Consider the following 17839-nt stretch of genomic DNA (forward strand, 5'->3'; position numbering starts at 1 on the left):
TTCTCACATCCTGGCCGAAAGGGGTTCTCCATGGCACGGCGGGGCCCACACCGTTACGGAAGATTCCCGTTTCAGTACGGGCCTGTGACACCTCTAAACTGTGGCCCGTGACCGAGAACACTCAGCAGCAGCCAGCATCCGTCCCCGAACTGCCGACCACCTACGCGCCGGCCGAGGTAGAGGGGCCGCTGTACGAGCGCTGGGTGGAGCGCGGTTACTTCGAGGCCGACGAGCACAGCGACAAGCCTCCGTACACCATCGTCATCCCCCCGCCGAACGTCACCGGCAGCCTCCACCTGGGCCATGCCTTCGAGCACACGCTGATCGACGCCCTCACCCGCCGCAAGCGGATGCAGGGCTACGAGACGCTGTGGCAGCCCGGCATGGACCACGCCGGCATCGCCACGCAGAACGTCGTCGAGCGCGAGCTCGCCAAGGAGGGCAAGTCCCGCCACGACCTGGGCCGCGAGGCCTTCGTCGAGCGCGTCTGGCAGTGGAAGGCCGAGTCCGGCGGCCAGATCTCCGGCCAGATGCGCCGCCTCGGCGACGGCGTCGCCTGGTCCCGCGAGCGCTTCACCATGGACGAGGGCCTCTCCCAGGCCGTCCAGACCATCTTCAAGAAGCTCTACGACGACGAGCTCATCTACCGCGCCGAGCGCATCATCAACTGGTGCCCGCGCTGCCTCACGGCCATCTCCGACATCGAGGTGGAGTACCAGGACGACGACGGCGAGCTCGTCTCGATCCGGTACGGCGAGGGCGACGACTCCATCGTCGTCGCCACCACCCGCGCCGAGACGATGCTCGGTGACACCGCCGTCGCCGTCCACCCCTACGACGAGCGCTACCGGCACCTCGTCGGCCGCGAGATCGAGCTGCCGCTGACCGGCCGCCGCATCCCCGTCGTCGCCGACGAGCACGTCGACCCCGAGTTCGGCACCGGCGCCGTCAAGGTGACCCCGGCGCACGACCCGAACGACTTCGAGATCGGCCAGCGCCACGGCCTGCCGAACCTCGCCGTCATGGACGAGCGCGCGGTCATCACCGCCCACGGCCCCTTCCAGGGCCTGGACCGCATGGAGGCCCGCTCCGCCATCGTCGCCGCCCTGCGCGCCGAAGGCCGGATCGTCGCCGAGAAGCGCCCGTACGTCCACTCCGTCGGCCACTGCTCACGCTGCAAGACCACCATCGAGCCGCGCCTGTCCATGCAGTGGTGGGTCAAGGTCGGCCCGCTCGCCAAGGCCGCCGGTGACGCGGTCCGCGACGGCCGCGTCAAGATCCACCCGCAGGATATGGAGAAGCGGTACTTCGACTGGGTCGACAACCTCCACGACTGGTGCATCTCGCGCCAGCTGTGGTGGGGCCACCGCATCCCCGTCTGGTACGGCCCGAACGGCGAGGTCGTCTGCGTCGGCCCCGACGAGCAGCCGCCGACCGGCGAGGGCTGGCACCAGGACACCGACGTCCTCGACACCTGGTTCTCGTCCGGCCTGTGGCCGTTCTCCACGCTCGGCTGGCCGGAGCAGACCGACAGCCTCGCCAAGTTCTATCCGAACTCCGTCCTCGTCACCGGCTACGACATCCTCTTCTTCTGGGTCGCCCGGATGATGATGTTCGGCCTGTACGCGATGGACGGCACGCCGCCGTTCCACACCATCGCCCTGCACGGCATGGTCCGTGACCAGAACGGCAAGAAGATGTCGAAGTCCTTCGGCAACGCGGTCAACCCGCTGGACTGGATGGACAAGTACGGCTCCGACGCGCTGCGCTTCACACTCGCACGCGGCGCCAACCCCGGCATCGACGTCCCGATCGGCGAGGACTGGGTCCAGGCGTCCCGCAACTTCGCCAACAAGATCTGGAACGCCACCCGCTTCGCGCTGATGAACGGCGCCACGGTGGAGGGCCCGCTGCCCGACGCGTCCGAGATGTCGGCCACCGACCGGTGGATCCTCTCCCGCCTCAACACGACGGTCGCCGAGGTCGACGCGTACTACGAGGACTACCAGTTCTCCAAGCTGTCCGATGCCCTCTACCACTTCGCGTGGGACGAGGTCTTCGACTGGTACGTCGAGCTCTCCAAGACGACCTTCATGGGCGGCGGCGAGCCCGCCAAGGTCTCCGCCCGCGTCCTCGGCGAGGTCCTCGACGTGACGCTGCGGCTGCTCCACCCGGTCGTCCCCTTCGTCACCGAGACGCTGTGGACCACACTCACGGGCCGCGAGTCCGTCGTCATCGCCGACTGGCCCACCGACAGCGGCTTCCGCGACGAGGCCGCCGAGCGGGAGATCGAGCTCGTCCAGCGGGTCGTCACCGAGGTCCGCCGCTTCCGCTCCGACCAGGGCCTCCAGCCCGGCCAGAAGGTCCCGGCCCGCCTGGAGCTGGACGGCACCGCGCTCGCGCCGCACGAGCCGGCCATCCGCCAGCTGCTGCGCCTCCAGCCCGAGGGCGACTCCTTCCAGGCCACCGCGACCCTCCCGGTCGCCGGCGCCACGGTCGCGCTCGACCTCTCCGGCGCGATCGACGTCGAGGCCGAGCGCAAGCGCCTGACGAAGGACCTGGCCGCGGCCGAGAAGGAGCGTTCGCAGGCGAATGCGAAGCTCGGCAACGAGGCCTTCCTCGCCAAGGCGCCCGACCAGGTCGTGGAGAAGATCCGCGCCCGGCTCGCCAAGGCGGACGAGGACATCGCCCGCATCGAGAGCCAGCTGGCGAACCTGCCGAAGGCGTAAACCACGGCATGACGGCGCCGGAGCGGCCCCGGAACCACTCGGTTCCGGGGCCGCTCCGTAGACTGGACCGCGTGAGTGAGCAGCCCCCCAGCCAGTCCAGCGACGACTTCGACGACTTCGACGAGATTGTGGAGGCCGAGACCGAGCGCGACCCCGATCTGGCGGTGATCGAGGCAGGCAGCCGTACGCTGCGCGCCCAGGCCGGACCGCCCCAGGCCGACCAGGTGCCCGCGCGGCCCGCCGACCCCGAGATCGACAAGGCGCTGCGGGAGGTGGAGCAGGAGCTCGCCACCCGCTGGGGCGAGACCAAGCTGGAGCCGTCGGTCACCCGTATCGCCGCGCTCATGGACGTCCTGGGCGAGCCGCAGCGCACGTACCCCTCAATCCACATCACCGGCACCAACGGCAAGACGTCCACCGCGCGGATGATCGAGGCGCTGCTCGGCGCCTTCGACCTGCGCACCGGGCGCTACACCTCGCCGCACGTGCAGTCGATCACCGAGCGCATCAGCCTGGACGGCGCGCCGATCAGCGCCGAGCGCTTCATCGAGACGTACCAGGACATCAAGCCGTACGTCGAGATGGTCGACTCCCAGCAGGACTACCGCCTCTCCTTCTTCGAGGTCCTCACCGGTATGGCGTACGCGGCCTTCGCGGACGCGCCGGTCGACGTGGCGGTCGTCGAGGTCGGCATGGGCGGCAGCTGGGACGCGACGAACGTGATCGACGGCGACGTCGCCGTCGTCACCCCCATCTCCCTGGACCACACCGACCGGCTCGGCTCGACGCCCGCCGAGATCGCCGGCGAGAAGTCCGGGATCATCAAGGAGGGCGCGACCGTCATCCTGGCGCAGCAGCCGGTGGACGCCGCCCAGGTGATGCTGAAGAAGGCCGTCGAGGTCGACGCGACGGTGGCCCGCGAGGGCATGGAGTTCGGCGTCGTCGCCCGCGAGGTCGCGGTCGGCGGGCAGCTGCTGACGCTGCGCGGGCTCGGCGGCGAGTACGGGGAGATCTTCCTGCCGCTGTACGGCCCCCACCAGGCGCACAACGCGGCGGTGGCGCTCGCGGCGGTCGAGGCGTTCTTCGGCGTCGGCGCGCAGGCGGCGCGCACGCTGGACATCGACACGGTCCGCCGGGCCTTCGCCTCGGTCGCGTCCCCGGGCCGCCTGGAGGTCGTGCGCCGCAGCCCGACCGTGGTGCTGGACGCGGCGCACAACCCGGCCGGGGCGCTGGCGACGGCCGAGGGCATCACCGAGTCGTTCAACTTCTCCCGGCTGATCGGTGTGGTCGGCACCAGCGGCGACAAGGACGTACGCGGCCTGCTGGAGGCTTTCGAGCCGATCTTCACCGAGGTCGTCGTCACGCAGAACTCCACGCCGCGCGCGATGGACGCGGACGAGCTGGCCGCCATCGCCGTCGAGGTCTTCGGCGACGACCGCGTGGTGGTCGAGCCGCGGCTGGACGACGCGCTGGAGGCGGCGATCACGCTCGCCGAGGAGGAGAGCGAGTTCGCGGGCGCGGGCGTGCTCGTGACGGGCTCGGTCATCACGGTCGGCGAGGCCCGGCTGCTGCTGGGGAAGGGCTGAGGTTTCGATGCGTACGCTCTGCGCGTCCACGCTGATCGGCGAGTTCTTCGTGATCGGTTTCGCCGGTCTGGTGGCGATGAAGGACGACGGCCTGGCCATGGGCACCGTGTGGACGGTGTGCGGCGTCGCGATGCTGCTGTCCGTCCTGCTGTGCGGCATGATCACCCGCCCGGGCGGCCTCCAGCTCGGCTGGGCGCTCCAGATCGCGCTGATCGCGAGCGGCTTCGTGGTCCCGATCATGTTCTTCCTGGGCGCCGTCTTCGCGGGCCTGTGGTGGGCCTCGATCCACTACGGCCGCAAGATCGACGAGGCCAAGGCGAGGTGGGCGGCCCAGGCGGCCCAGAGCGAGGCGGCCACGCCGCCGGCCGAGTCCCCGTCCGCCTGACACCGCCGGAATCCGGGGCCCGGGTCCGGGTGCCGCCGCCCGCCCCGGTCCCTGTAGCCTCACCTCACCGCACACGTATGCCTGCAAGGAGCCCTCACACCATGACCCAGCGCACGCTCGTCCTGCTCAAGCCCGACGCGGTCCGGCGCGGCCTGATCGGCGAGATCATCGGCCGTATCGAGCGCAAGGCCGGCTGGACCATCACCGCGCTGGAGCTGCGCGACCTGGACCAGGAGACGCTGGAGCAGCACTACGGCGAGCACAAGGGCAAGCCCTTCTACGAGCCGCTGGTGGCCTTCATGTCCTCCGGCCCGGTCGTCGCCATGGTCGTCGAGGGCGAGCGCGTCATCGAGGGCGTACGCCAGCTGGCCGGGCCGACGGACCCGATCGCCGCGGCGCCCGGCTCCATCCGGGGTGATTTCGGCACCATCGTCCGGGAGAACCTGATCCACGCCTCGGACTCGGAGGAGTCCGCCATTCGGGAACTGAAGATTTTCTTCCCCGGTATTGCCTGACCTGCTGTCAGCCATACAGAGTCATACTGCGCTCACGACCTGGGGCGACCGAAGGAATTCGGTCGCCCTTCGGCATATGAACGGCAAGACCGGGAACGCATCGCTCCGACACGTCGTCACCTATACAGAGGCGGGCCACCGCGCCGTGTCCGCGCAGGCGGCACTACGATGTGAATCTCCGCGCCACACCACCCACCTCGCCGACCTGAGAAGCCGTCAACGCTCTAATTGGGAAGGCCCGACGCATCCTCATGGGAAACAAGGGGAACTCAATGTCGTTCATCGGCCGTGACATGGCTGTCGACCTCGGGACCGCCAACACGCTGGTGTACGTCAGGGGTCGCGGCATCGTCCTCAACGAGCCGTCCGTCGTCGCCATCAACACCAACACCGGTGGCATCCTGGCGGTCGGCGCCGAAGCGAAGAAGATGATCGGCCGGACCCCCGGCAACATCGTCGCCGTCCGCCCGCTGAAAGACGGCGTGATCGCCGACTTCGAGATCACCGAGCGGATGCTCAGGTACTTCATCCTGAAGATCCACAAGCGTCGCTACCTCGCCCGCCCCCGGGTCGTGGTCTGCGTGCCGTCGGGGATCACCGGGGTCGAGCGCCGCGCCGTCATCGAGGCGTCCACGCAGGCCGGCGCGCGCCAGGTGCACATCATCGAGGAGCCGATGGCCGCGGCCATCGGCTCCGGCCTCCCGGTCCACGAGGCCACCGGCAACATGGTCGTCGACATCGGCGGCGGCACCACCGAGGTCGCCGTCATCTCCCTCGGCGGAATCGTCACGGCACAGTCCATCCGGGTGGCCGGCGACGAACTGGACAACGCGATCATCCAGCACGTCAAGAAGGAGTACAGCCTCCTCCTCGGTGAGCGCACCGCCGAGCAGATCAAGATCACGATCGGTTCGGCGTTCGACCTGGAGACCGACGAGCACACCGAGATCCGCGGCCGGGATCTCGTCTCCGGACTGCCCAAGACCGTGGTCATCTCGGCCGCCGAGGTCCGCAAGGCCATCGAGGAGCCGGTCAACGCCATCGTCGACGCCGTCAAGACGACGCTCGACAAGTGCCCGCCCGAGCTGTCCGGCGACGTCATGGACCGCGGCATCGTCCTCACCGGCGGCGGCGCCCTGCTGCGCGGCCTGGACGAGCGGCTGCGCCGCGAGACCGGCATGCCGATCCACATCGCCGAGGACCCGCTGGACTCGGTGGCGCTCGGCTCCGGCAAGTGCGTCGAGGAGTTCGAGGCGCTCCAGCAGGTCCTGGACGCCCAGCCGCGCAGGTAGCGTGCGCGGGCGCGACGGCCAGCCGTACGGGTGCTGTCGTACCCGTACGGCTCGTCGTTATCCGGTTGGCACAACGGCACAGCACACACATTCCTACGAGGAAGGGCACGGCCGCCCCACGTGAGGGACACACGAGAAAGCCGGCTACTCCTGGTCCTGCTGGTAGCCATCGCGTTCGCGCTGATCACGGTGGACATCCGCGGCGGCGAGGAGTCACCCGTCGACGGCGCCCGGCGGGCCGCCGCGACGGTCTTCGGCCCCGTCGAGAACAGCGTCGCCTCCGCGGTCGACCCCATCGGCAACGCCATCGCGGCCGTACGGGACTCCGGGGAGCGCCACAACCGCATCGCGCAGCTGGAGCGGGAGAACGCCGCGCTGAAGGCGAGACTCGGCAGCGACGACCGCAACCGCGCCCGCGTGCGCGAGCTCGACGGGCTGCTGAAGAAGGCCGGCGCCGGCCAGTACGGCATCAAGGCGGCCGAGGTCATCGCCATAGGAGCCGCCCAGGGCTTCTCGTGGACCGTCACCATCGACGCCGGCTCGAACGACGGCATCCGGCGCGACATGACCGTCATCAACGGCGACGGGCTCGTCGGCCGCGTCACCACCGTCGGGCCGAGCACCGCGACCGTGCTCCTCGCCAGCGACCCCGACTTCACCGTCGGCACCCGCATGGAGAAGACCGACGAGCTCGGCTTCGCCACCGGCCAGGGCGACCGGCCGCTGTCCGTGCAGCTCCTCAACGGCAAGGCCAAGGTCAAGCCCGGCGACCGGCTCGTCACCTTCGGCTCGCAGGCCAACAAGCCGTTCGTGCCCGGGGTGCCGGTCGGCGAGGTCGTCCGCGTCGACCCGTCCGGCGGCGACCTGACCCGCACCGTCTTCGTCCGCCCGTACGCCGTGTTCAGCAAGCTCGACATCGTCGGCGTCGTCGTCCAGTCGCCGCGCACCGACCCGCGCGACACGGTCCTGCCGCCCCGGCCCACGCCCGAGCCGACCGTGACCGTCACGGTCACCCCGAGCCCGACCGGCACCGGCGCCCCCAGCGGTGCACCGAGCGACGCCCCCAGCGGTCAGCCCAGCGGCGCCGCCACCGGCCGGCCGGAGGAGGAGTAAGACCATGCGCTTCAACCGGATCCTGCTCTCCAGCACCCTCGTCGTCGTCGCCCTCGTCCTCCAGGTCTCGATCCTCGCCCGCCTCCAGCTCCCCGGCGCCGTCCCCGACCTGCTCCTGCTCGTCGTCCTCGCCCTCGCCTTCGTGTACGGGCACGTCAGCGGTGCCCTCATCGGCTTCGGCGCGGGACTCCTCGCCGACCTGGCCCCGCCCGCCGACCACGCCGCCGGCCGCTACGCGCTGGTCCTGTGCGTCATCGGCTACCTCGCGGGCCTCACCAAGCCCGAGAACGGGCAGCTGCGCTCCGCCACCGGCCCCATGGCCATGGTGGTCGCCGCCGCCGCCGTCTCCACCCTGCTGTACGCGGGCGTCGGCGCGCTCGTCGGGGACACCGCCGCCCGCCACGTCGGCCTGGTCTCGCTGCTGATCAGCGCCGTCGTCTACGACCTGCTGCTCGCGCCGTTCACCGTGCCGCTGATCATGGCACTCGCCAGACGCGCCGAGAACGACCCGCTCGCCGACACCACCACCGCCGGCACGGACGTCTCCACCGGCTGGATGGCCTCCGGCACCGGCCTGCGGATCGGCCGCCAGCGCAGCGGCCTGCGCATCAAGGCCGCCCGCAGCAGGGCGGCCCGGGCCGGGCGCATCAAGGGCGTCAAACGACTCTGACCAAGGGGGTAATCGCGTATGGGCAACATCCCCGAGACGGGCCGGACCCCCCGGGTCCAGATCCGGCTCATCGCCATCCAGGTCCTGGTCTTCTCCCTCTTCTTCACCCTCGCCGGCCGCCTCTGGTACCTCCAGGTGCGCAACGGCGACGAGTACACCGAGGAGGCCCGCAGCAACCACGTCCAGCAGGTCGTCGAGCCCGCGGTCCGCGGCTCCATCCTCGACGCGCGCGGTGTACCGCTCGCCGACAACGAGACGCGTCTGGTCGTGTCGGCCTCCCGTACCGAGCTGATGAAGATGAAGGACGACGGCAAGGGCGTCCTCACGCGGCTCGCGGGCGTCCTGGGGATGGAGCCCAAGGAGGTCATGGACAAGGTCCGCCTCTGCGACGCCGACACCCCGCAGCCCTGCTGGAACGGCTCGCCGTACCAGCCGATCCCCGTCACCGACGAGGCCACCCCCAAGCAGGCCCTCCAGATCCGCGAGCGCGCCGAGGACTTCCCGGGCATCACCGCCGAACCCGCCGCCGTACGCCGCTACACCGCCCCCGGCGGCGCCCGCGCCGCGCAGGTCCTCGGCTACCTCTCGCCCGTCACGGACCAGGAGATCGAGAAGGCCAAGGACACCGACTCGCCGTTCCTCCGCTCCGACATGGTCGGCCGCTCCGGCCTGGAGCGCACGTACGACAAGGAGCTGCGCGGCAAGGCCGGCGTCACCCGCTACGAGGTGGACAAGCTCGGCCGCGTCCTCGGCGAGTCGGAGTCCGACCCCGGCCGGCCCGGCTCCAACGTCGTCACCTCCATCGACGCGCGCGTGCAGGCGGTCGCCGAGTACGAGCTCCAGCAGGCGATGAAGACCGTCCGCAAGGAGACCGACAGGATCACCGGCCGCCCGTACGCGGCCGACGCGGGCGCCGTCGTCGTCATGGAGTCCAAGACCGGCCGCGTCGTCGCGATGGCCTCCCAGCCCGACTACGACCCCAACGCCTGGGTCGGCGGCATCTCCGCCAAGGAGTACGCCAAGCTCACCGGCAAGGGCTCCAACTACCCGCTCCTCAACCGCGCCATCCAGGGCCAGGCCCCGGCCGGCTCCGTCTTCAAGGTGGTGTCGGCGAGCGCGGCCGTCCGGGCCGGCTACCCCTTCGACGGGCGCTACAACTGCAGCAGCTCCTACAGCCTCGGCGGCCGCAGCTTCGCCAACTTCGAGTCCAAGGGGCACGGCCCGATCTCCCTCGGAGACGCCCTCAAATTCTCCTGCAACACCGTCTTCTACCGCCTCGGCCACCAGGAGTGGCAGCGCGACGGCGGCCTCAAGCCGAAGAAGGACGCCAACGACTGGTTCTACCGGACCGCCCGCGACTTCGGATTCGGCGACGAGACCGGCATCGACCTGCCCAACGAGGTCACCGGCCGCATCCCCGACCGCCGCTGGAAGCAGAGCTTCTGGGCGGCCAACAAGGACTCCTGGTGCAAGCAGGGCAAGAAGGGCGGCTCCTACGTCGAGCAGATCGCCTACGAGAGCTGCCTCGAAGGCAACCAGCTGAAGGCCTTCGACAGCATCAACTTCGCCATCGGCCAGGGTGACGTCCTCATCACCCCCATCCAGCTGGCCACCGCCTACGCCGCCATCAGCAACGGCGGCACGCTCTACAACCCCACCATCGGCAAGGCCGTGATCAGCCCCGACGGCAAGCGGATCGAGGAGATCAAGCCGAAGTCCCACGGCAGGCTGCCGGTCGACGCCCAGACCATCAGCGACCTCGACAAGGGCCTGCGCTCCGTCGTCGAGCCCGGCGGCACCGCCGCCTGGCGGTTCGGCGGCTGGCCGCAGGACAAGATCCCGATGCGTGCCAAGACCGGCACCGCCCAGGTCTACGGCAAGCAGACGACATCGTGGTTCGCCACGTACACCGACGAGTTCACCGTCGTGATGACCATCTCCCAGGGCGGTACGGGCTCCGGCGCCTCCGGCCCCGCCGTGCGCAACATCTACGACGCCCTCTACGGCCTCGACGACGAGGGCAACCAGGACCTCAAGCGCGCCCTGCTGCCCCAGCCGCAGACGACGCTGCCCAAGATCCAGCCCGACGGCACGATCGAGGCGCCGCCGATCAAGCCGTACGATCCCGAGGAGCAGAAGGTCGACCCGGCCGAGAAGGGCGACGGCGACGACGAGCAGCAACTCGCCGGACCGCCCGGCGTGTGGAGGGACTGACACCAGCACCATGGCCGGAACCAACAACTTCTCAGTCCCCCGGTACGCGCCCGAACGGCGCGGCGCCTGGGCGAAGCTGACCGCACGCGACTCCTGGGTGCGCCGGCTCGACTGGCCGCTGCTCTTCTCCGCGCTCGCGCTCTCCTTCATCGGATCGCTGCTGGTGTGGTCCGCGACGCGCAACCGCACCGAGCTCACCGACGGTGACCCGTACGCCTTCCTCTTCCGCCACCTCCTCAACACCGGCATCGGCTTCGCCCTGATGGTCGGCACCCTCTGGCTCGGCCACCGCACCCTGCGCGGCGCCGTGCCCGTGCTGTACGGCATCTCGGTCGTGCTGGTGCTGCTGGTCCTCACCCCGCTCGGCGCGACCATCAACGGCGCGCACGCGTGGATCGTCATCGGCGGCGGATTCTCGCTCCAGCCCTCCGAGTTCGTGAAGATCACGATCATCCTCGGCATGGCGATGCTCCTCGCCGCAAAAGTCGACGCGGGCGACCAGCTCTATCCCGACCACCGCACGGTCGCCAAGTCCCTCGGCATCGCCGTGCTGCCCATGGCCATCGTCATGCTGATGCCGGACCTCGGCTCGGTGATGGTCATGGTCGTCATCGTGCTCGGCGTGCTGCTCGCCTCCGGCGCCTCCAACCGCTGGGTCCTCGGCCTCATCGGCGCGGGCGCCATCGGCGCCGCCCTCGTCGCCGCGCTCGGCGTCCTCGACGAGTACCAGATCAACCGCTTCGCCGCCTTCGCCAACCCCGAGCTCGACCCGGCCGGCGTCGGCTACAACACCAACCAGGCGCGCATCGCCATCGGCTCGGGCGGGCTGTACGGCGCGGGCCTCTTCAACGGCCACCAGACCACCGGCCAGTTCGTGCCCGAGCAGCAGACCGACTTCATCTTCACCGTCGCCGGCGAGGAGCTCGGCTTCATCGGCGCCGGCACGATACTCGCGCTCCTCGGCGTGGTGCTGTGGCGCGCCTGCCGCATCGCCCGTGAGACGACCGAGCTGTACGGCACGATCGTCGCCGCCGGGATCATCGCCTGGTTCGCCTTCCAGTCCTTCGAGAACATCGGCATGACGCTCGGCATCATGCCCGTCGCCGGACTGCCGCTGCCGTTCGTCTCGTACGGCGGGTCGTCGATGTTCGCGGTGTGGGTGGCGATCGGACTGCTCCAGTCGATCAGGGTGCAGCGGCCGATGTCGGCGTAGAGGGGCCCCTCACGGGGTAGTCCGATGCGAATGACGGCGGAGACGAAGCGTGAGATCGAGCGGAAGTACGAAACCGGCCCCGACACCCGGCTGCCCCGCCTGACCGGGGCGGCCGGGATCGCGGACACGGCCGACCGGGGCGTCGTCGAACTGGACGCGGTCTACTACGACACCGCCGACCTGCGCCTCGCCGCCGCCGGGATCACCCTGCGCCGCCGCACCGGCGGCAACGACGCCGGCTGGCACCTCAAACTGCCCGTCGCCCCGGGCGTGCGCGACGAGGTGCGCGCCCCGCTCGGCGACGGCGTGCCGGAGCCGCTCGCCGCGCTGGTCCGAGCCCGGACCAGGGGCGCGGAGCTCGTGCCCGTCGTACGGCTGCTGTCGTCGCGGGACGTACGCCACCTGCTGGACGAGCAGGGCACGCTCCTCGCGGAGCTCTCCACGGACACGGTGCGCGCGCAGCTGCTCGACGGCACTCCGGGGCGGGCCGAGTGGACCGAGGTCGAGGTGGAGCTCGCGGACGGCGGCGACCCCGCGGTCCTGGACGCCGTGGAGAAACGCCTCCGCAAGGCGGGGCTGCGGCCCGCCGCCTCCGCCTCCAAGCTCGCCCGGGCGCTCGCCGACACCGGCCGGTGGACACCGCCGAAGCCGGAGAAAGCGGCTCGTACCGCCGGTGACCACGTCCTGCGCTACCTGCGCGCCCAGGCCGAGGCCCTCCTGGCCGCCGACGCCGCCGTACGCCGCGACCTGCCGGACTCCGTCCACAAGATGCGCGTCGCCACCCGCCGCCTGCGCAGCGCCCTGCGCTCGTACCGCAAGGTCCTCGACCGGGCGGCCACCGACCCGGTCGCCGAGGAGCTCAAGTGGCTCGGCGGCGAGCTGGGCGCCGACCGCGACCAGGAGGTGCTCACCGAGCGGCTCACCGCCCGCATCGACGCCCTCCCCGGCACGCTGCTCCTCGGCCCGGTGCGCGGCCGCCTCCGCGTCTGGGCCACCGCGGGCCGCGCCGGCGCGCGCGGCCGCACCCTCGCCGTCCTCGACACCGACCGCTACCTCGCCCTCCTCGACGCTCTCGACGCGCTGCTCGCCGACCCGGCGCTGCGCGCGGCCGCCGGAAAGCCCGCGGCGAAGGTGCTGCCCAGGGCGGTCCTCAAGGAGTACGAGCGCCTCGCGGCCCGCGTCGACCGCGCGCTCGCGCTGCCGCCCGGCGAGGAGCGCGACCTCGCCCTGCACGCCGCCCGCAAGGCCGCCAAGCGCACGCGGTACGCCGCGGAGGCCGCCGCCCCGGCCCTCGGCAAGCCGGCGAAACGCCTCGCCCGGCGCGTGAAGTCCGTCCAGCGGGTCCTCGGCGACCACCAGGACAGCGTCGTCGCCCGGGCCACGCTCCGGGAGCTGGCGGTCAAGGCGCACGCGGCGGGGGAGACCGCCTTCACCTGGGGCCTGCTGTACGGCCAGGAGCAGGCGAGCGCGGCGGAGCGGGAGCGGGAGCTGGGGGAGGTGTGGGCCGAGGCGTCGGCGGGCAAACTGCGGCGGCTCTGACCGTCCGGGCACCGGGGTACGCTTGAGAGTCGCCCTGCCAGCTCACGAAGGTTCGCGAGATGCCTGCCGAGTCCGTCTTCCCTCAGCTCGAAGCTCTGCTTCCGCATGTGCAGAAGCCGATCCAGTACGTCGGCGGTGAGCTGAACTCCACCGTCAAGGAATGGGACTCCACCGACGTCCGCTGGGCGCTCATGTACCCCGACGCGTACGAGGTCGGGCTGCCCAACCAGGGCGTCATGATCCTGTACGAGGTACTCAACGAGCGCGAGGGCGTCCTCGCCGAGCGCACGTACAGCGTGTGGCCCGACCTGGAAGCCCTGATGCGCGAGCACAACGTGCCGCAGTTCACGGTGGACAGCCACCGGCCGGTCAAGGCGTTCGACGTCTTCGGCCTCAGCTTCTCCACAGAGCTCGGCTACACCAACATGCTCACGGCGCTCGACCTCGCGGGCATCCCGCTGGAGTCGAAGGACCGGACGATCGACGACCCGATCGTGCTCGCCGGCGGCCACGCCGCCTTCAACCCCGAGCCGATCGCGGACTTCATCGACTGCGCGGTGATCGGCGACGGCGAGCAGGCCGTCCTGGAGATCACCGACATCATCCGCGCCTGGAAGGCCGAGGGCCGCCCGGGCGGCCGCGAGGAGCTGCTCTTCCGCCTCGCCAAGACCGGTGGCGTGTACGTCCCGGCGTTCTACGACGTCGAGTACCTCCCCGACGGCCGCATCGGCCGCGTCGTACCGAACAAGTCCGGCGTGCCGTGGCGCGTGTCCAAGCACACGGTCATGGACCTCGACGAGTGGCCGTACCCGAAGCAGCCGCTCGTCCCGCTCGCCGAGACGGTCCACGAGCGCATGTCCGTCGAGATCTTCCGCGGCTGCACCCGCGGCTGCCGCTTCTGCCAGGCCGGCATGATCACGCGCCCCGTGCGGGAGCGAAGCATCACCGGCATCGGCGAGATGGTCGAGAAGGGGCTGAAGGCGACCGGCTTCGAGGAGGTCGGCCTGCTGTCGCTCTCCTCCGCCGACCACTCCGAGATCGGTGACATCGCCAAGGGCCTCGCCGACCGGTACGAGGAAGACAAGATCGGCCTGTCCCTGCCCTCGACCCGCGTCGACGCCTTCAACGTCGACCTCGCCAACGAGCTGACCAGGAACGGCCGTCGGTCCGGTCTCACCTTCGCCCCCGAGGGCGGCTCCGAGCGCATGCGCAAGGTCATCAACAAGATGGTCTCGGAGGAGGACCTGATCCGTACGGTCTCCACGGCGTACGGCAACGGCTGGCGCCAGGTGAAGCTGTACTTCATGTGCGGCCTGCCCACCGAGACCGACGACGACGTGCTCCAGATCGCCGACATGGCGGCCAACGTCATCGCCGAGGGCCGCAAGGTGTCCGGTCAGAACGACATCCGCTGCACCGTCTCCATCGGCGGCTTCGTCCCCAAGCCGCACACGCCGTTCCAGTGGGCCCCGCAGCTGAGCGCCGAGGAGACCGACGCCCGCCTGGAGAAGCTCCGCGACAAGATCCGCGGCGACAAGAAGTACGGCCGCTCCATCGGCTTCCGCTACCACGACGGCAAGCCCGGCATCGTCGAGGGCCTGCTCTCGCGCGGCGACCGCCGCGTCGGCGCCGTGATCCGCGCCGTGTACGAGGACGGCGGCCGCTTCGACGGCTGGCGCGAGCACTTCAGCTACGACCGCTGGATGGCGTGCGCCGAGAAGACGCTGCCGCAGTACGGCGTCGACGTCGACTGGTACACCACCCGCGAGCGCACGTACGAAGAGGTCCTGCCCTGGGACCACCTGGACTCCGGCCTCGACAAGGACTGGCTCTGGGAGGACTGGCAGGACTCGCTCGACGAGACCGAGGTCGAGGACTGCCGCTGGACGCCGTGCTTCGACTGCGGTGTCTGCCCGCAGATGGACACCCACATCCAGATCGGCCCGACGGGCAAGAAGCTGTTGCCGCTCACCGTGGTGAAGTAGCCGCGCGAGTCACCGCGTAACGTCCGCGCAACGGCCCGGCCGGGGGAGGAAACCCCTGGCCGGGCCGTTGCGTCATGTCAGACATGGACATGGACAAGCGCGGCCCCGAGGGGTACGAGGGCGGCGAGGGCTGCCTGACGACGGTCATCAGGATCCCGGTGCGGATCGTGGTGCTGCTCGTCGTCGTACCCGTACGGATGGTCTGGGATGTCCTGGGCGTCTGCGGCCGGTTCCTCGACCGCGTCCTGCTGCGCCCGCTCGGCAGGGCCCTGGGCTGGGTGGGGGACACCCTGCTCGTCCCCGTCGGCCGGGCCGTCGCCTGGCTCGCGCGGGGGCTCGTCCGCTACGCCGTCGTCGTGCCCGCCGTCTTCGTGTACCGCTGGGTGCTCGCACCGGTGGGGCGGGGCATCGCGTGGCTCGGCAGGGGGCTCGCCGGTGCGGTGGTGTGGATGGTCACCACCCTGATCGTCACCCCGCTGGCCTGGCTCTTCCGCACGGTGCTGCGACCGCTCGGGCGCGGCGCGGGTCTGGTGCTGTGGGCGGTGTTCGTCTGGCCGTGGGCCGCGCTGTACCGGTGGGTGCTGACGCCGCTGTACGTCCATGTCCTCACACCGCTGGGCCACGGCGCGCTGTGGCTCGGCAAGGCGGTGGTCAGGGTGCTGGTCGTGGTGCCCGCCGTCTTCGTGTACCGCTGGGTGCTCCGCCCGGTCGGGCGCGGCCTCGTCGCCGTCGGCCGCGAGATCGTCGCGGCGGCCGAGGTCGCGTGGCGCGTCGCCGGGTACGTGTCGCGGGCGGTCGGGCGCGCCCTGAAGTGGCTGGCCTGGAACCTGCTGGGTCGTCCGGCCGCCTGGTTCTACCGCACCGTGTGCGTGCCCGTCGGGCACGCCGTCCGCGACCACGTCTGGCGTCCGGCCCGCAAGGCGGCCGCCGAGGCGGGGCGCGCCGCGAAGGCCGCGCTCGTCTCCGCAGGTGAGGCGGTACGCAGGGCCCGCCGCGACGCCTGGCGCGCGCTCGTCGGCGGGGCCCCCGCGCGGCAGCCCCTGGAACCTTCTCCCGTCCCGGCGCGTACTCTGGGTAGTACAACGACCGCTCCTGGCGCGGCGCCCGCACCCGAGATCTCCCTGCGAAAGCGGGGGTGAGCCGGGCGGGACCCCTGGGAGCCGCCCGAATTTTCGTGGGCGGCGCGCCACCCGCGCCCGCCCCGCACCGAGGAGAAGAACCACTGGGCAAGCGACAGCCCGAAGGCCCGCCGCCCGCACCGGCAGTGCAGCGCATTCGCCTGCGCTACACCAAGCGCGGCCGCCTCCGGTTCACCAGCCACCGCGACTTCCAGCGCGCGTTCGAGCGTGCGCTGCGCCGCGCCGAGGTGCCCATGGCGTACTCGGCGGGCTTCACCCCGCACCCCAAGGTGTCGTACGCCAACGCCGCCCCCACGGGTACGGGCTCCGAGGCCGAGTACCTGGAGATCGCGCTCACCGAGCCGCGTGACCCCGCCACGCTGCGGGAGCTGCTCGACGAGTCGCTGCCGGACGGGCTCGACATCATCGACGCCGTCGAGGCCCGTACGTCCGGACTCGCCGACCGGCTGACCGCCTCCGTGTGGGAGCTGCGGCTCGACGGGGTGGAGGTGGCGGACGCCGAGCGCGCCGTCGCCGCCTTCCTCGCCGCCGACGCCGTCGAGGTGCAGCGGAAGACCAAGAACGGCATGCGCAGCTTCGACGCCCGGGGCGCCGTGGCGGACCTCCAGGCGGCTCCGGCGCCGGGCGATAGGCCCGGAGAGGGCCCCTGTGCGATACTGCGGCTGGTTGTTCGGCACGTGACACCTGCCGTACGACCCGACGACGTCCTGTCCGGTCTCCGAGCTGTGGCCGACCTGGCGCCGCCGGTCCCCGCAGCGGTGACCAGGCTGGCGCAGGGGCTCTTCGACGAGGAGTCCGGCACGGTGACCGACCCGCTCGCGCCCGACCGCGAGGCAGTCACGGCCGCCCCACCCAAGGCCGCCGGACTCGCTTCCGCGACGGCGGCGCCCGAAGGTTCAGGTTCCGCGTAGGGGCGGTCGTTGCAGCGCGGCCCTGGTACTCGGGAGCCACCTGGGTCGGGCCGCGTTGGACACACAACAGACTTTCGCCAGGCCGTGCGCAAACCGCGTACGGAACCGGCGAGCCAGACATAACAGCTCCCGTGCGGCGCCCGCGCCCGACGCGGCGCCCGGGAGCGTGACGGGAGAACCGCCCGCATGCTCGAGCCGAACGACACCGGCGTGACCGCCGGTAACAACAACAGCGAAGAGAACAACTCTCCGAGCGACACGCTGCCCCCGCGCCGTCGGCGCCGTGCCGCGTCGCGCCCGGCGGGCCCGCCGAGCGGCGCCACGGCCGCGCCGGAGGCCGCCGAGGTCGTCGTGCAGGACACGCCGGCCGCGCCCGCCGCCGCGCCGCAGCCGCAGGAGCCCGCCGAGGCCCCGGCCGCCGCCGAGGCACCCGCTCCAGCGCGTCGCCGCGCCACGCGCAAGGCCACGGCGCCCGCCGGCGCCCCCGAGGTCGAGGTTGCCGCCGAGGAGCAGCCCGCTGCTCCCACGCAGCGGCGGGGCAACGGCAA

The 17839-nt window shown here is 71.3% G+C and carries 14 protein-coding genes; all 14 read left to right on the forward strand.

All coding sequences use genetic code 11. The features are described from left to right. The first annotated feature begins 107 nt into the window (after positions 1 to 107). The gene (locus ABZX67_RS17705; RefSeq protein ID WP_355360982.1) at positions 108 to 2729 is read left to right on the forward strand and encodes a valine--tRNA ligase; all 2622 of its coding nucleotides are present in this window, start codon (positions 108 to 110) and stop codon (positions 2727 to 2729) included. Between the two features lie 71 nt (positions 2730 to 2800). Then, a complete protein-coding gene (locus ABZX67_RS17710) occupies positions 2801 to 4315 on the forward strand; it encodes a folylpolyglutamate synthase/dihydrofolate synthase family protein (RefSeq protein ID WP_355360985.1) in 1515 nt (504 codons plus the stop codon). A 7-nt stretch (positions 4316 to 4322) separates the two neighbouring features. Further along, positions 4323 to 4700 carry a DUF4233 domain-containing protein gene (locus ABZX67_RS17715; RefSeq protein ID WP_355360988.1) on the forward strand — a complete coding sequence of 126 codons (378 nt, stop codon included), beginning with the start codon at positions 4323 to 4325 and terminating at the stop codon, positions 4698 to 4700. 101 nt (positions 4701 to 4801) lie between these two features. Continuing rightward, a complete protein-coding gene (gene ndk, locus ABZX67_RS17720) occupies positions 4802 to 5215 on the forward strand; it encodes a nucleoside-diphosphate kinase (protein WP_355360991.1) in 414 nt (137 codons plus the stop codon). Between the two features lie 272 nt (positions 5216 to 5487). Continuing rightward, the gene (locus tag ABZX67_RS17725) at positions 5488 to 6507 is read left to right on the forward strand and encodes a rod shape-determining protein (protein ID WP_355360994.1); all 1020 of its coding nucleotides are present in this window, start codon (positions 5488 to 5490) and stop codon (positions 6505 to 6507) included. Between the two features lie 120 nt (positions 6508 to 6627). After that, positions 6628 to 7620, forward strand: a complete 993-nt coding sequence (gene mreC, locus ABZX67_RS17730; RefSeq protein ID WP_355360997.1) for a rod shape-determining protein MreC — start codon at positions 6628 to 6630, stop codon at positions 7618 to 7620. A gap of 4 nt (positions 7621 to 7624) precedes the next feature. Next, positions 7625 to 8290, forward strand: a complete 666-nt coding sequence (gene mreD, locus ABZX67_RS17735; protein ID WP_355361000.1) for a rod shape-determining protein MreD — start codon at positions 7625 to 7627, stop codon at positions 8288 to 8290. A gap of 18 nt (positions 8291 to 8308) precedes the next feature. After that, a complete protein-coding gene (gene mrdA / locus ABZX67_RS17740; protein WP_355361003.1) occupies positions 8309 to 10504 on the forward strand; it encodes a penicillin-binding protein 2 in 2196 nt (731 codons plus the stop codon). A gap of 10 nt (positions 10505 to 10514) precedes the next feature. Next, the gene (gene rodA / locus ABZX67_RS17745) at positions 10515 to 11717 is read left to right on the forward strand and encodes a rod shape-determining protein RodA (RefSeq protein WP_355361006.1); all 1203 of its coding nucleotides are present in this window, start codon (positions 10515 to 10517) and stop codon (positions 11715 to 11717) included. Positions 11718 to 11747: 30 nt separating this feature from the next. After that, the gene (locus ABZX67_RS17750) at positions 11748 to 13256 is read left to right on the forward strand and encodes a CYTH and CHAD domain-containing protein (RefSeq protein ID WP_355361009.1); all 1509 of its coding nucleotides are present in this window, start codon (positions 11748 to 11750) and stop codon (positions 13254 to 13256) included. A gap of 59 nt (positions 13257 to 13315) precedes the next feature. Next, positions 13316 to 15241, forward strand: a complete 1926-nt coding sequence (locus ABZX67_RS17755) for a TIGR03960 family B12-binding radical SAM protein (RefSeq protein ID WP_355361012.1) — start codon at positions 13316 to 13318, stop codon at positions 15239 to 15241. 74 nt (positions 15242 to 15315) lie between these two features. Continuing rightward, a complete protein-coding gene (locus ABZX67_RS17760) occupies positions 15316 to 16380 on the forward strand; it encodes a hypothetical protein (RefSeq protein WP_355361015.1) in 1065 nt (354 codons plus the stop codon). 125 nt (positions 16381 to 16505) lie between these two features. Next, positions 16506 to 17291 (forward strand): TIGR03936 family radical SAM-associated protein, encoded by a 786-nt coding sequence (locus ABZX67_RS17765; RefSeq protein WP_355361018.1) that lies wholly within the window; start codon positions 16506 to 16508, stop codon positions 17289 to 17291. 186 nt (positions 17292 to 17477) lie between these two features. Beyond that, on the forward strand, positions 17478 to 17839 hold a 362-nt coding region (locus tag ABZX67_RS17770; protein WP_355361021.1), incomplete at its 3' end, for a hypothetical protein.

The sequence above is a fragment of the Streptomyces sp. NPDC003036 genome, assembly GCF_040611175.1.
Taxonomy (GTDB): domain Bacteria; phylum Actinomycetota; class Actinomycetes; order Streptomycetales; family Streptomycetaceae; genus Streptomyces.

What these genes read in the sequence shown, in the direction of transcription:
- ABZX67_RS17715 (WP_355360988.1), top strand. Translation starts at nt 4,323, where the DNA reads ATGCGTACGCTCTGCGCGTCCACGCTGATCGGCGAGTTCTTCGTGATC.
- ndk (WP_355360991.1), top strand. Translation starts at nt 4,802, where the DNA reads ATGACCCAGCGCACGCTCGTCCTGCTCAAGCCCGACGCGGTCCGGCGC.
- ABZX67_RS17725 (WP_355360994.1), top strand. Translation starts at nt 5,488, where the DNA reads ATGTCGTTCATCGGCCGTGACATGGCTGTCGACCTCGGGACCGCCAAC.
- mreD (WP_355361000.1), top strand. Translation starts at nt 7,625, where the DNA reads ATGCGCTTCAACCGGATCCTGCTCTCCAGCACCCTCGTCGTCGTCGCC.
- mrdA (WP_355361003.1), top strand. Translation starts at nt 8,309, where the DNA reads ATGGGCAACATCCCCGAGACGGGCCGGACCCCCCGGGTCCAGATCCGG.
- rodA (WP_355361006.1), top strand. Translation starts at nt 10,515, where the DNA reads ATGGCCGGAACCAACAACTTCTCAGTCCCCCGGTACGCGCCCGAACGG.
- ABZX67_RS17750 (WP_355361009.1), top strand. Translation starts at nt 11,748, where the DNA reads ATGACGGCGGAGACGAAGCGTGAGATCGAGCGGAAGTACGAAACCGGC.
- ABZX67_RS17755 (WP_355361012.1), top strand. Translation starts at nt 13,316, where the DNA reads ATGCCTGCCGAGTCCGTCTTCCCTCAGCTCGAAGCTCTGCTTCCGCAT.
- ABZX67_RS17760 (WP_355361015.1), top strand. Translation starts at nt 15,316, where the DNA reads ATGTCAGACATGGACATGGACAAGCGCGGCCCCGAGGGGTACGAGGGC.